General features: G+C 63.5%; 10 protein-coding genes. 6 read left to right on the forward strand and 4 right to left on the reverse strand.

Annotation, left to right across the window (positions count from 1 at the left end):
* Positions 1-49 precede the first annotated feature (49 nt).
* Together ACFE72_RS05350 and ACFE72_RS05355 are read left to right on the forward strand one after the other, a co-directional pair.
* Complete coding sequence (locus tag ACFE72_RS05350) at positions 50-3,235, forward strand: efflux RND transporter permease subunit (RefSeq protein ID WP_375412019.1); 3,186 nt, start codon at positions 50-52, stop codon at positions 3,233-3,235.
* A complete protein-coding gene (locus ACFE72_RS05355) occupies positions 3,225-4,403 on the forward strand; it encodes an efflux RND transporter periplasmic adaptor subunit (protein ID WP_375412020.1) in 1,179 nt (392 codons plus the stop codon). The genes ACFE72_RS05350 and ACFE72_RS05355 overlap by 11 nt, the downstream gene beginning before the upstream one ends.
* Before the next feature lie 388 nt (positions 4,404-4,791).
* Here the strand turns inward: ACFE72_RS05355 and ACFE72_RS05360 are convergent, their stop codons facing one another.
* Both ACFE72_RS05360 and ACFE72_RS05365 read right to left on the reverse strand, forming a co-directional pair.
* A complete protein-coding gene (locus ACFE72_RS05360) occupies positions 4,792-6,303 on the reverse strand; it encodes an acetyl-CoA acetyltransferase (protein ID WP_375412021.1) in 1,512 nt (503 codons plus the stop codon).
* 118 nt (positions 6,304-6,421) lie between these two features.
* Entirely contained in the window at positions 6,422-7,555 is a 1,134-nt protein-coding gene (locus tag ACFE72_RS05365) for a nitronate monooxygenase (protein WP_375412022.1), read from the reverse strand.
* Between the two features lie 414 nt (positions 7,556-7,969).
* Here ACFE72_RS05365 and ACFE72_RS05370 point away from each other — a divergent pair, with 414 nt between their 5' ends.
* On the forward strand, positions 7,970-9,682 hold the full coding sequence (locus ACFE72_RS05370; RefSeq protein WP_375412023.1) for a flavin-containing monooxygenase: 1,713 nt from the start codon (positions 7,970-7,972) through the stop codon (positions 9,680-9,682).
* On the opposite strand, the gene ACFE72_RS05375 is transcribed toward ACFE72_RS05370, so the two are convergent.
* On the reverse strand, positions 9,634-10,425 hold the full coding sequence (locus ACFE72_RS05375; RefSeq protein WP_375412024.1) for an SDR family NAD(P)-dependent oxidoreductase: 792 nt from the start codon (positions 10,423-10,425) through the stop codon (positions 9,634-9,636). The genes ACFE72_RS05370 and ACFE72_RS05375 overlap by 49 nt on opposite strands.
* Positions 10,426-10,548: 123 nt before the next feature.
* Between ACFE72_RS05375 and ACFE72_RS05380 the strand changes: the two genes are divergently transcribed.
* Genes ACFE72_RS05380 through ACFE72_RS05390 form a run of 3 tightly spaced genes read left to right on the forward strand, consistent with a single transcriptional unit; the run spans position 10,549 to position 12,708 of the window.
* Positions 10,549-11,343: an enoyl-CoA hydratase/isomerase gene (locus tag ACFE72_RS05380; RefSeq protein ID WP_375412025.1), complete on the forward strand. Its 795-nt coding sequence runs from the start codon at positions 10,549-10,551 to the stop codon at positions 11,341-11,343.
* Complete coding sequence (locus tag ACFE72_RS05385) at positions 11,340-12,326, forward strand: phosphotransferase family protein (protein WP_375412026.1); 987 nt, start codon at positions 11,340-11,342, stop codon at positions 12,324-12,326. The genes ACFE72_RS05380 and ACFE72_RS05385 overlap by 4 nt, the downstream gene beginning before the upstream one ends.
* Position 12,327: 1 nt before the next feature.
* On the forward strand, positions 12,328-12,708 hold the full coding sequence (locus ACFE72_RS05390) for a DUF6285 domain-containing protein (protein WP_375412027.1): 381 nt from the start codon (positions 12,328-12,330) through the stop codon (positions 12,706-12,708).
* A 63-nt stretch (positions 12,709-12,771) separates the two neighbouring features.
* Here ACFE72_RS05390 and ACFE72_RS05395 read toward each other — a convergent pair whose 3' ends face one another.
* On the reverse strand, positions 12,772-13,551 hold the full coding sequence (locus ACFE72_RS05395) for an enoyl-CoA hydratase-related protein (protein ID WP_375412028.1): 780 nt from the start codon (positions 13,549-13,551) through the stop codon (positions 12,772-12,774).
* Between the last annotated feature and the right edge of the window lie 62 nt (positions 13,552-13,613).

Raw genomic sequence — 13,613 nt, forward strand, 5'->3', positions numbered from 1 at the left:
CCGCGAGTCCGGATAGCCGTTCGCCCGAGCCCTTAGGAATGCCCGTTTCATGATCGCGCTGGTCCGCATCGCCCTGAGCCGGCCGTATACCTTTGTCGTGCTGGCGCTGCTGCTCCTGATCATAGGGCCGCTGGCCGCGCTGCGAACGCCGACCGACATCTTTCCCGACATCCGGATTCCGGTGATCGGCGTGGTCTGGAACTATACCGGCCTGCCGCCGGACCAGATGTCCGGGCGCATCACCGCGCCGTTCCAGCGCGCGCTGACGACGACGGTGAACGACATCGAGCATATCGTCGCCAATTCGTACAACGGCATCGGCATCATCAAGATTTTCTTCCAGCCCAATGTCAATATCCAGACCGCCAACGCCCAGGTCACCGCGATTTCGCAGACGCTGCTCAAGCAGATGCCGCCGGGCGCGACGCCGCCGCTGATCCTCAACTACAGCGCCTCCACGGTGCCGATCATCCAGGTAGCGCTGTCCGGCGAAGGCCTCACCGAGCAGAACCTCGCCGACATCGGCATCAACCAGTTGCGCACGCCGCTGGTCACGGTGCCAGGCGCCGCGATTCCGTATCCGTTCGGCGGCAAGCAGCGCCAGGTACAGATCGATCTCAATTCGGTAGCACTTCAGGCGCGCGGGCTGTCGGGCCAGGACGTCGCCAACGCGCTTGCCGCCCAGAACCTGATCACGCCGGTGGGGACGCAGAAGATCGGCGGCTTTGAATACGTCATTCAACTGAACAACTCGCCGCTCAAGATGGAGGAGCTAGGCAACCTGCCGATCAAGACCGTCAATGGCGCCATGGTATATGTGCGCGACGTCGCCAGCGTGCGCGACGGCAACCCGCCGCAGACCAATATCGTCCACGTCGACGGCAACCGTTCGGTGCTGATGATGGTGCTGAAGGCGGGGTCGACCTCGACGCTGGATATCATCGCCGGCATCAAGCAGAAGGTGATCGACGTCAAGGACTCGCTGCCGGATGCGCTGAAGATCGGATTTATTGCCGACCAGTCGCTGTTCGTGCGCGGCGCGATCGAGGGCGTCGCCAACGAAGGCGTCATCGCGGCGCTGCTCACCAGCGTGATGATCCTGCTGTTTCTCGGAAGCTGGCGTTCGACCGTGATCATCGCAGTCTCGATCCCGCTTTCCGTGCTCGGCGCCATCGTGATGCTTTCGGCGATCGGCGAGACGCTCAACATCATGACGCTGGGCGGCCTGGCGCTCGCGGTCGGCATCCTGGTCGACGATGCCACGGTGACGATCGAGAACATCAATTACCATCTGGAACAGGGCAAGGCGGTCGAGCCCGCGATCATGGACGGAGCGCGGCAGATCGTGACGCCGGCCTTCGTTTCGCTGCTCTGCATCTGCATCGTGTTCGTGCCGATGTTCTTCCTGCAGGGCGTCGCGCGCTTTTTGTTCGTGCCGATGGCGGAAGCGGTGATGTTCGCGATGATCTGGTCGTTCATCCTGTCGCGCACGCTGGTGCCGACCATGGCCAAATACCTGCTGCAGCCGCACGTCCATCATGCCGAAGGCGAGGGACCGCCGCCGTCGCGCAATCCGCTGGTCCGCTTCCAGCGCGGTTTTGAGGCGCGCTTTGAGCGCTTCCGCGCCGGCTATCGCGATCTCCTCGGCCTCGCGCTGACCCGGCGGCCGGTCTTCGTGATCGGATTCCTGAGTCTCGTCGGCGTGTCGTTCCTGCTGGTGCCTTATCTCGGCCGCAACTTCTTTCCATCGGTCGACGCCGGCGGCATCCTGATGCATGTGCGTACCCAGGTCGGCACCCGGGTCGAGGAAACCGCCAACCAGTTCGCCGACATCCAGAAGGCGATCCGCAACATCATTCCTCCGAACGAGATCGAGACGCTGGCTGACAATATCGGCATGCCGATCAGCGGCATCAACATGACCTACAACAATACCGGCGTGATCGGCCCGCAGGACGGCGACATCCAGATCAAGCTGAAAGAAGGCCACCGGCCGACGGACGAACATGTCCGGGCGCTGCGCGAACAACTGCCGCGGCTGTTTCCGGGCATGCAGTTCGCGTTCCTGCCTGCCGACATCGTCAGCCAGATCCTGAATTTCGGCGCGCCGGCGCCGATCGACCTGCAGATCCGCGGTGCGGACCTTGCCGCGAATTTCACCTACGCCAACAAGTTACTGAACCGGATCCGCCGGATTCCCGGCATTGCTGACGCGCGTATCCAGCAATCGCCCAACAATCCGACGTTCAACATCGATGTCGATCGCACCCGCGCGCAATATGTCGGACTGACGGAACGCGACGTCACCAACAGCCTGGTTGTCAACCTGGCCGGCAGTTCGCAGGTCGCGCCTACCTATTACTTAAACCCCGACAACGGCGTGTCTTATTCGATCGTGATGCAGACGCCGCAATATCAGGTTGATTCGCTCGGCGCGCTGCAAACCTTGCCGGTCACCGCCGCCGGCGTTCCGCAGTCGCCGATTCTGGGCGGCATAGCCGACATCAGGCGATCGACATCCAGCGCGGTCGTGTCGCAGTACGACATCCAGTCCATGGTGCAGATTTACGCGACGCCACAAGGCCGCGACCTCGGCGCGGTCGCCGTGGACGTCAGGAAGGCCATCGAAGACACCGCGAAAGACGTACCAAAGGGCTCCACGGTCGTTCTGCTCGGTCAGGTGCAGACCATGAACAGCGCGTTTTCCGGCCTGCTGTTCGGGCTGCTTGCCGCCGTCGTCCTGATCTATCTGCTGATCGTAGTGAACTTCCAGTCGTGGTCCGATCCGTTTGTGATCATCTCGGCGCTGCCGGCGGCGCTCGCCGGCATCGTCTGGATGCTGTTCACAACCCAGACCACGTTGTCGGTGCCCGCGCTGACCGGCGCAATCATGTGCATGGGCGTCGCCACTGCAAACAGCGTGTTGGTCATCAGCTTTGCCCGCGAGCGCTATGAAGAACTGGGCGACCCGGTCGCAGCCGCTCTGGAAGCCGGCTTCGTCAGGTTCCGGCCGGTGCTGATGACGGCGCTGGCGATGATCATCGGCATGACGCCGATGGCGTTGGGTCTCGGGGAGGGCGGCGAGCAGAACGCGCCGCTTGGCCGGGCCGTGATCGGCGGATTGATTTTTGCCACGATTGCGACACTGATGTTCGTCCCCGTGGTGTTTAGTATGGTACATAAGAAGCAGGGCGCCAAAGCCGCCGCCTCACCGGAGATGTCGCATGCCCCCTGAACACGGCCCGGCGGTTTCTCGCCGGAAGTTGGGCATTTTCGGCGTGATCGCCGGCGTCGCCGCCGTGCTGGTGGTGATTACGGGAATCCGTGCGCGCGAGGATTCCAGCACAAAACTGCGCGAGTGGACCGGCGCCCAGGCTGTTCCGACCGTTGCGGTGATTTTACCGGATGCAAAAGTGCTTAATGCGACGCTCGACCTGCCGGGCCGGCTCGAGGCCTATCAGCGAGCGCCGATCTACGCGCGCGTCAGCGGCTACCTGAAGGCCTGGAGCGCCGACATCGGCACGCAGGTGAAGGCGGGGCAGGTGATCGCCGAAATCGAAGCGCCCGACCTCGACCAGCAATTGCTGCAGGCGAGGGCCGATCTCACCAGTCAGCAGGCCAGCGCCAAACTATCGGAAGCAACGCTGACCCGCCGCCGCTCGCTGATCGCTTCCAATTTCGTCTCGATGCAGGAAATCGACGAGCGCACCGCCGATCTTTCCAACAAGAGGGCCGCGGTCAATTCCGGCCAGGCCAATGTGGAGCGGCTGGAAGCGCTGGCGGGCTACAAGAAGATCACGGTGCCGTTCGATGGCGTCGTCACGGCGCGCGATACCGACGTCGGCGCCCTGATCAATGCCGGCGGCGGCACGGGTCCTGCGATGTTCGTGATCTCCGATATCAGCAAGCTGCGGGTCTATGTCAATGTCCCGCAAAGCTATGTGCCCGCGATCAGGATCGGCGCCAAGGCCGTCATCTCGATGCCGGAATATCCGGGACGGATGTTTGCCGCGACCGTCGAGGCTTCGTCGCAATCGGTCGATGTCGCCTCCGGTACCACGCGGATGCAGCTTGGCCTGGATAATTCAAAAGGCGAATTGATGCCGGGGGGCTATGCCAACGTCAAAATGAGCCTGCAGCGCGATGCGGTGCCGCTGCATATTCCGGCCAGCGCGCTGATCTTCAACCAGAACGGTCTGCGCGTCGCGACCGTCGGCCCGGACGAGAAGGTGCTGTTCAAGACGGTGACCATCGCCCGCGATCTTGGCCGCGACATCGAGCTTGCCTCGGGCGTCTCCCCCGACGACCGCGTCATCGTCGCCCCGCCTGACGGCATCGCCGATGGCGACCAGGTGCGGGTCGCCGGCAAGGGCAGCGAGCCGAAGAAAGTATCGGAGAAGTAGCTCTCGCTAAGCGGTGCGCTGCAGAGCCGGGGCCATAACGAACGCCTTCCCTTCGTCATGCGCGGACTTGACCCGCGCATCCATCATCTTCGCAAGAAGCTTTCGAAGGGGATGGATTGCCGGGTCAAGCCCTACTGGATGCACACATCTCGCCGTCATGCCCGGCCTTGTGCCGGGCATCCACGTCTTTCTTTCTGATGTGGGGCAAAGACGTGGATGGCCGGGACGAGCCCGGCCATGACGTAGAACCGCTGCCCGGCCTTGTACCGGGCATGACGGCGAGATGTGTGCATCCAGTAGGGTCAAGCCCGGCAATGACGGTGGTGTTTGATACGGTCTCGGGCTCTGCGGAAGCAGCATGAAGAATGCCGCACTGCGTCCAGGACCGTTAGCCGATCCGCCACTCCAGTATCTCGTCATCCGCGCTGATGATATCGCCTGACGATCCTACCGGCGTGCGGTCCATATTCGTCAAATGCGCCAGCGTCGCGGCGTCGCGCGCGGGCACCCGTGCCAGGGCGCGCGCGTTGTCCGCGGTGCGCAGCATCACTACGCCGTGCTCGACGTCGCCGTGTCGGCCGTAGATCACGGTAAAGCTTTCGACGGTGCCTTTGCCGTCGGCTTCGGTCACAAACTCAGGCACTTCGCCGCGGCGGCGATCCGCCTCGGCCTGCACGCTGGTATCCTGCGCCAGTATCTGCTGCGGCGCCTGCCGCGACAGCACCAGCGCGTGATGTTTTGTGACGAAGCCGCCTTGTCCATACAGCAGGCCGAGTTTCGCGCCGCCGCGCAACTTGCGCACCATCGCGCAGGCCGCATGCGTCATGTAGGTGTTGAGCGGCGCGCCATGGAAGGTCAGGCCGCCGGTGACCGTCGGCTGCACATCGGCGCCGAGACCGAGCGTCCGCCGCGCCATCTTTGGCACGACCGGAAAGCAACTGTAGAGTTCGACGGCGTCGAACGCCCGGCCATCGCCGCCGACCATGCCGAGCACCGCGCCGAGCACCGCATTTTGCGCGTGGCTTTCGTAGAACTGGTCGCGGATCAGATAATCCCGCGGCTCTTCTGCGCAAGCGCCGCCATGGACGTATACCAACCGGTCTTCGGCAATGCCAGCGGCACGCGCGCGGGCCAGCGACGTCATCAGTACGGCGCCACCCATGTTGACGGCCGGATTTGCGACCATGAGCTTGGTGTAGGGCCAGGCGATCAGCCGGTTGTCGGGTGAGGCCGTCAGGATGGTGTCGGCCGAAACCGCGCGCTTCATCCACGATTGCGGATTGTCGGCGGCGACCGCCGAAAAACGCGACCATAGCTCGCCGGATTCGGCCAACGCCTCGCGCGGCGTCTGACCCCAGTGCGCGGTCGTTGCCGCCTCGTAAAGCGGGTAGACCGTGATCGGCCTGAACACGCCGAGCGCCACCGCCATCGGCTTCTGAAACGCCGCGCCCCGCTTCGGTTCGGGCACGTCATGGGCGAACGGCGTCCACGGCAACGTGACTTTGGCCCGCTCCGCCTTGGTCGCGGTCGACTGCGCTTCCGCGCCGCAGACCATGGCAACTTTGGTTTCGCCGAGCGCGATGCGTTGCGCGGCTTCGTGCAGATAACGGATCGGGCTCTCGCCGCCGACCGGACCGTAATAGCAATGCGATGGCTTGATGCCGAGTCTTGCTGCGAGTTGCCGTTCGGGATCGCGATAGCGCCAGCTCAGGAAGTTCACGACGTCGAGCGAGTCGATCTCACCGAGCAACGGTGCGCCTGCGTCATCGCCTGCACGTTTCACAGCCGCTTCAAGCAGCACCAGCGGCTCAAGGCCCGCGGTCAATTCGAGCGGGTGATCGGCGATTTCGCCGACGCCGACGATGACGGGGATGCGGTCCGGCGATATTGCACTGTTCATGTTTTCCCCGGTCAGCAGTTTGACGTCGTTTGCGAGCGAGGCGAAGCAATCCCGTGCTGCAAGGGAAGACCGGATTGTTCCGCCGCTGCGTTCCTCGCAATGACCGACGCGGCGCTTTTCATTCCGCCACCAGTGCGTTCATATGCTCGATCGCTTCGGCAAAACCCTCCTTGAATTCCTGCACCACGGCGGTGGCCGATTTCACGCTGTCGATTAATCCGACGCCCTGGCCGACGAAATAGCTGACGAGGTTGCGCGCCTGCGCGTTGCCGGCGGCCGCTGAGCGGTCGATCGAGTTGAACGCGTTGCGGCTGATGATGCTCTGCAGCGGCATTGGCAGCGCGCCGGGGCTGTCGGGACCGCGATCCCAGGCGTCGGTCCAGACCGAGCGCAATTGCCGCGCCGGTTTGCCGGTGCGCCCTTTCGACCGGATGGCATCGCGCGAGGAAGCCGCGATCATCTTTTCCCGAAAGATTTCGGACGTCTCCGATTCAACGGTGGCCAGCCATACCGATCCGGTCCAGACTCCCGCCGCGCCCATCGCCATGCACGCCGCCATCTGCCGCCCGGTCATGATGCCGCCTGCGGCCAGCACCGGCACGTCGCGGACAGGTTTGACCGCCTTGATCACCTCCGGCACCAGTACCATGGTCGACACCTCGCCGCAGTGGCCTCCGGCCTCGGTGCCCTGCGCCACCAGGATGTCGACCCCGGCGGCGACCTGGCGAATCGCGTGTTCCTTGGCGCCGACCAGCGCCGCCACGGGCACGCCATGTTTCTTGCCCATCTCGATCATCGCCTTCGGCGGCACGCCCAGCGCATTGGCAATCAGCCGGATCGGATGCCGAAACGCGACATCGAGCACTTCCATCGCGCATTGCGCATCGAACGGCTGCGGCTGGTTGTCGGCAACGTTCGTCGTGGTCAGTTCGATGCCGTATTTTTTCAGGAGGTTGCGGGTGAAGGTTCGATGCTCCGGCGTCACCCGCGCTTCGAGGCTTTTCCAGGTGACATCCTTTTCGCCCGCGGTGGAAATGTTCTCGGGGATCAGCACGTCGAGGCCATAGGGCTTGCCGTCGACGTGGCTGTCGATCCATTTCAGCTCCTGCTCGACGGTTTCCGGCGTGTGGGCTGTGGCGCCGAGCACGCCGAAACCGCCGGCGCGGCTGACGGCCGCGACCACGTCGCGGCAATGGCTGAAGGCGAACAGCGGAAATTCGATTCCCAGCATGTCGCAAAGCGGCGATTTCATCTTCTGGTTTACTCCCTGCGGCCCTTTGCAACGGTCCGTTTTGCTGGACCGGCTATTGGCACGCTAGCGCATCATGGCCGCCTGTGCCAAGCGCAGCAAGCTCCGCCGTCATCCTGAGAGCCTGGCCGAAAAAGCAGTCAGTATTTTCCTGCTCTCGCCGTCGGATTGAAAAATGGTTCACTTTCATCATGGCCGGGCTTCGTCCCGGCCATCCACGCCTTTGTTGCTTCAGCGCCTTTAAGGCGCGGATGCCCGGCGCGAGGCCGGGCATGACGAACCAATGGCGATGCCCTGATTTCACCTGTCGGCCCGCTTGACTGGTATGCAGGCCGGGAAAACGGATTTGTCTCTTGCACTTTGGCGCATCGGGTAGAATGGTATCCGCCACAAATCAAAATCAGGGAGCGCGAACGGATGCCTGCCTTGCAGCCCGATTCCAGTAAAGCCAACAGCCCCGACGCCGACACGTTCGATGTCGTCATCGTCGGGGCAGGGTTTGCCGGAATGTACATGCTCCATCGCCTGCGCGGATTGGGCCTGTCCGCGCGGGTCTACGAGCAGGGTGACGGCGTCGGCGGCACCTGGTACTGGAACCGCTATCCCGGCGCGCGCTGCGACGTCGAGAGCATGCAGTACTCATATTCGTTCTCGGACGAGCTGCAGCAGGAATGGGACTGGAGCGAGCGCTATGCGCCGCAGCCCGAGATCCTCAACTACGCGAACCATGTCGCCGACCGCTTCGATCTGCGGCGCGACATCCGGTTCGGCACCCGCGTCGACTCCGCGCTGTTCGACGAAAACGCCAGCCGGTGGTCGGTAACGACCTCCGATGGCAGGACAGTGGCGGCGCAATTCGTCGTGCTCGCCACCGGCTGCCTGTCGAATGCACGCATGCCCGATATCAAGGGCCTCGCCGACTTCAAGGGCCAAGTCTATCACACCGGCCACTGGCCGCATGAGCCGGTGGATTTCACCGGTCAGCGCGTCGGCATCATCGGTACCGGCTCGTCGGGAATCCAGTCGGTGCCCGTAATCGCTGAGCAGGCAAGCCATCTCACGGTTTTTCAGCGCACCGCAAATTTCAGCATTCCGGCCCGCAATGCCGCGCTGACGGCGCAGGAGCGGCAAGCCTGGCGCGCGGACTATCCGGAAATCCGGCGCTTTGCCCGGGAGGAAGCGCGCAACGGCATCTACACCGACATGCCGGACCGCGGCGCGCTCGACGACGGCGACAATGAGCGCCGCGCCAGATATGAGCAGCGCTGGAGCCGCGGCGGCCTCACCTTCATGTCGGTCTATAACAACCTGGCGCTCGACAAGGCCGCCAACGATACCGCCGCCGATTTCGTCCGCGAAAAGATCGCGGAGATTGTCGAGGATCCCGCGACGGCCAGACTGCTGCAGCCGGACAGCCACCCGATCGGCACCAAACGCATCTGCATAGACAGCGACTATTTCGCCGCCTTCAATCGTCCGAATGTGACGCTGGTCGATATCAAATCCGATCCGATCGAGGAAATCCTTCCGGACGGCGTGCGCACAGGCGGCAAAGACTATGAGCTTGACACGCTGGTGCTCGCCACCGGCTTCGACGCCATGACCGGGTCGGTGGCAAAGATCGAACTCCGCGGCCGAAACGGACGGACGCTCAATCAAAAATGGGCGGAAGGCCCGCGGACATATCTCGGATTGATGAGCGCGGGCTTTCCCAATTTGTTCATCGTCACCGGCCCCGGCAGTCCGTCGGTGCTGAGCAACATGATCGTGTCGATCGAGCAGCACGTCGACTGGATCGCCGACTGCATCGGCTATCTCCGCGAGTGCGAGCTTGACGTCATCGAGGCCACGAAGGACGCCGAGGACAAGTGGGTCGCGCATGTCAACGAAGTCGCCGCCACTACGCTCTATCCGCAGGCCAATTCGTGGTACATGGGCGCCAACATCCCGGGCAAGCCGCAGATATTCATGCCTTATATCGGTGGCGTCGGCGCCTACCGGCAGATCTGCAACGACGTCGCGGCAAAGGGATATGAGGGATTTGCAATGACGACGGCGCAGCGGCCGAAGCGAGCCGGAATTCAAAACGCCGTATATCCCCCGTCGATCACGAAGCAATCCGCGGTGTGATACGACGAAGCCTTGCTCATCAGATAGACGGCGATGCCGCCAAAATCCGACGGTTCGCCGAAGCGCCGCACCGGAATTCGCGGCATGACGTTGCCGACGAACTTTTCGTTGGCCAAGATGCCCGCGGTCATGTCGCTCTTGATCCAGCCCGGCAGGATCGCGTTTGAAGTAATGCCCTGGCGTGCCAATTCCACGGCCAGCGCGCGGCATAGTGCGTTGATCGCGGCCTTGGTCGCGGCGTAATGTTCGTTGCGCGCGGTGCCGAACAGCGAGGCGAGGCTGGAGGTCGCGACCAGCCGGCCAAACGGGTCGCCGGCCGCGGCGCGTTCGGTCATGTGGCGGGCGGCGACCTGGAATACATGAAATACGCCGTCGAGATTGGTGGCGAACATCGTGCGCCACTGTTCCTCGGTGCGGTCGATGAAGGCATGCCGTCCGCCGCCGCCGATGCCGGCATTGGCAAAACAGCCGTCGACCCTGCCGAACCTTTCCAGCGTTGCGGCCATTGCTGATTTCACCGAACCGACATCGGTGACGTCGCAGACCCGGGCATCGACCTCGCCCGGAGCGCCCGCCATCGTCGCCGCGGCGGACCTGTTCTTCTCGGCATTTCGGCCCCAGATCGAGACGCTGCAACCGGCTGCGGCCAGAGCCTGCGCGATGCCGAGGCCGATGCCGCCATTGCCGCCGGTGATGACGGCGACGCGGCCGCTCAGATCGAAAATGCTGGTATGCGTTTCCATGAGGCGCTTCCATCCCGGTCGAGAGAATTCCAACCATGGACAAGTGCATCTTAAAAATCAAATATGGCTCGACATCTCATTTACTGCCGCGGAACAACCGCGGGATCAAACCCGAGGAAACCAATGCAATTCAAACACGTCACGCTCGATTTCGACGGGCCGGCCGCCATCCTCAAGCTCGACCATCCGGAGGTGATGAACGCGGTGTCGATGGACATGCTCGGCGGCCTCGGCGAAGCGCTGGACGCCCTCGATGATCGCAAAGGCGAAGTGCGATGCCTTGTCATCACCGGTGCGGGTCGCGCGTTCTGCACCGGCGCCAACCTGCAGGGGCGCGGCAATCCGAAACCGGGAGGCCGAAGCAACGCCGGCGCCGCGCTGGAAACGGCATATCATCCCTTTCTGCGCCGTTTGCGAAACCTGCATTGCCCGATCGTGACGTCGGTCAATGGACCCGCGGCCGGCGCCGGCATGAGCATCGCGCTGATGGGTGACATGATTCTTTGCGCACGATCGGCCTATTTTCTTCAGGCGTTCCGCCGCATCGGCCTGGTGCCGGACTGCGGGTCGACCTGGCTGCTGCCGCGGCTGATCGGCAAGGCGCGTTCGGTCGAATTGTCGCTGATGGGTGAAAGACTTCCCGCCGAAAAGGCGCTGGAATGGGGCCTCGTCAATCGCGTCTGCGACGACGCCGTGCTGATGGACGAGACCATGAAGCTCGCGCACGAACTGGCGAATGGCCCGACCGTCGCGCTGTCACTGATCCGGCGGCTGTATTGGGAAAGCCCGGACAATTCCTTCGAAGAACAGCTCGACCTCGAACAGCAGTTGCAGCGGGTTGCAGGTTCGGCGGAGGATTTCAAGGAGGGGGTTACCGCATTTCTCGAAAAGCGCCCGGCCAAATTCAAGGGCAAATGATGGAGGCGCAGCTAGCGCGTTGCGTCGCGGCGTGGTGCCCCGGCGCGACCGGCGTTGCCGGGGCAACGCGGCTCTCCGGCGGCGCCAGCCAGGAGACCTGGTCGTTCGATATCCTGCATCCCGGTGGCGACATCGGCGCCATCCTGCGCCGGGCGCCGCAGGGCTATGGCGCGGCGCCCGCCCGGGCAGCGGGGTTGAACGCCGAGGCCGCCTTGATGCAGCTTGCGCACGCCGCCGGCGTGCCGTCGCCGAAGATGCTCTATGTGCTTCAACCCAACGACCGACTGGGAACCGGCTTCATCATGGAGCGTGTCGCCGGCGAAACCATCCCGCGAAAAATTCTCCGCGACGACACATTCGCGGCCGCGCGGCCAAAACTGGCGCGCCGGCTCGGCGGGATTCTTGCAGCCATCCACGGATTGCCGCTGCCACAATTGCCTGAACTTCGCCGCATGACTGCCGCAACGGAAATTTCCGAGATTGAGCGCGACTATCGCAGTTTCGCCGGGCCGCGCCCGGTGTTCGAACTGGCGCTGCGCTGGCTGCGCAAACATGATCCCGGCCCGTCCGAAGACGTGACGCTGGTGCACGGCGATTTCCGCCACGGCAACCTCATCATCGGTCCTGATGGCCTGCGTGCGGTGCTGGATTGGGAACTCGCGCACACCGGCGATCCGATGGAGGATCTCGGCTGGATCTGCGTCAACTCCTGGCGGTTTGGCGAAATCGACAAACCGGTCGGCGGATTTGGCTCACGCGAGGAGCTGTTTGCCGGTTACGAAGCGGCGGGCCACCGCGTCGATGCATCGCGCGTAACGTTCTGGGAAGTGATGGGCACGCTGCGCTGGGGCGTGATGTGCTGCGGCATGATGCAGCGGTTTCGCTCAGGCCCCGAACACTCCATCGAGCGCGCGATGATCGGCCGCCGCTCCTCCGAAACCGAGATTGATCTGTTGCGGCTGCTGGCGCCAGGAGGCAAGTAAGATGCAGGACGAGCCAACCCCCACCGAACTGATCAAGGCAGCTGCGGATTTTCTGCGGAACGAACTCACGCCGCTTATCGGCGGGCATAGCGCGTTCAAGCTGCGGGTAGCGATCAACGCGCTTGACCTCGTGACGCGGCAACTGACGCTGGAGAGGTGCAGCGATGCGACGGAGTTAACGCGATTGACGCAATTGCTGGGCCTGCAGGGATCCTTGGGCGAACTCAACCGCGAGCTTGCGGATCGGATCGGCAACGGCGAGGCGGACTTGCAGACGCCGGGCTTGGCCGAGCATCTGTGGCAGACCACGCTTGCCAAGCTCGCGATCGATCAGCCGAATTATGCGGCGTATCGGCGAGAGAAAGATCGCAGGATGGGTTGAGCGAAACGAAATCCGTCACGCGGTGCCGATGGGTTTCGTTTCGCTCGACCCATCCTGCGGAACCTACCTCCCCACCCATTTCGGCGGGCGCTTCTCCGAAAACGCCTTCGGCCCCTCGATGTAATCCTGCGACGCCGCCATCGCCTTAACCGCGGGATATTCTCGCTGCCCGGTGATAGCCTGTTCGAGCGATACCGCCATGCCCATCTGGATCGCCTGCTTGGAGGCGCGGATCGACATCGGCGAGTTCTTGCAGATGGCCTCCGCCCAGCGCTCCGCCGCCGCCAGCGCCTCGCCCTGCGGCACCACTTCGTTGACAAAGCCGAGTTCCTTGCCTTCCGCCGCGCTGACATGGCGCGCGGTGAGAATCATGCCCATCGCGCGCTTCAACCCGATCTGGCGCGGCAATCGCTGCAATCCGCCGGCGAGTGCCGCGAGGCCGACATGCGGCTCCGGCAGCGCGAACCGCGCGTTCTCCGAGGCGATGATGAGGTCGCAGGCCAGAGCGATCTCGAACCCGCCGCCCATGGCGACGCCGTTGACCGCGGCGATGATCGGCTTGTCGCAATCGAACCGCGAGGTGAGGCCCGCGAAACCGCCTTTGTCCCAGCCGCGTTTTCCTCCCGCCGCCTGCCATTTCAGGTCGTTGCCGGCGCAGAACGCCTTGTCGCCGGCGCCGGTGACGATCGCGACCCATTGCTCCGGATCGGCGCAGAATTCGTCGAACACCTTGTTGAGTTCGAAATGCGCGTCGGTATGCAGCGCGTTGTACACTTCCGGCCGCGACAGCGTCACGATGGTGATCGGACCCTTGTGCGTCACCGTCGAAAATTTCAGATCCATGTTCGCTCCCGTGTGGCGTTGTTCAGGCAACGCTTGACTCGATTTGTGCTTGTCACCTTAAT

The organism is uncultured Bradyrhizobium sp. (assembly GCF_964252615.1).
Lineage (GTDB): Bacteria > Pseudomonadota > Alphaproteobacteria > Rhizobiales > Xanthobacteraceae > Bradyrhizobium.

Bases quoted from the DNA above. Each gene is read 5' to 3' on its own strand.
- ACFE72_RS05375 (WP_375412024.1), bottom strand. From the start codon at position 10,425: ATGGAAACGCATACCAGCATTTTCGATCTGAGCGGCCGCGTCGCCGTC.
- ACFE72_RS05360 (WP_375412021.1), bottom strand. From the start codon at position 6,303: ATGAACAGTGCAATATCGCCGGACCGCATCCCCGTCATCGTCGGCGTC.
- ACFE72_RS05365 (WP_375412022.1), bottom strand. From the start codon at position 7,555: ATGAAATCGCCGCTTTGCGACATGCTGGGAATCGAATTTCCGCTGTTC.
- ACFE72_RS05350 (WP_375412019.1), top strand. From the start codon at position 50: ATGATCGCGCTGGTCCGCATCGCCCTGAGCCGGCCGTATACCTTTGTC.
- ACFE72_RS05380 (WP_375412025.1), top strand. From the start codon at position 10,549: ATGCAATTCAAACACGTCACGCTCGATTTCGACGGGCCGGCCGCCATC.
- ACFE72_RS05395 (WP_375412028.1), bottom strand. From the start codon at position 13,551: ATGGATCTGAAATTTTCGACGGTGACGCACAAGGGTCCGATCACCATC.
- ACFE72_RS05355 (WP_375412020.1), top strand. From the start codon at position 3,225: ATGCCCCCTGAACACGGCCCGGCGGTTTCTCGCCGGAAGTTGGGCATT.
- ACFE72_RS05385 (WP_375412026.1), top strand. From the start codon at position 11,340: ATGATGGAGGCGCAGCTAGCGCGTTGCGTCGCGGCGTGGTGCCCCGGC.
- ACFE72_RS05390 (WP_375412027.1), top strand. From the start codon at position 12,328: ATGCAGGACGAGCCAACCCCCACCGAACTGATCAAGGCAGCTGCGGAT.
- ACFE72_RS05370 (WP_375412023.1), top strand. From the start codon at position 7,970: ATGCCTGCCTTGCAGCCCGATTCCAGTAAAGCCAACAGCCCCGACGCC.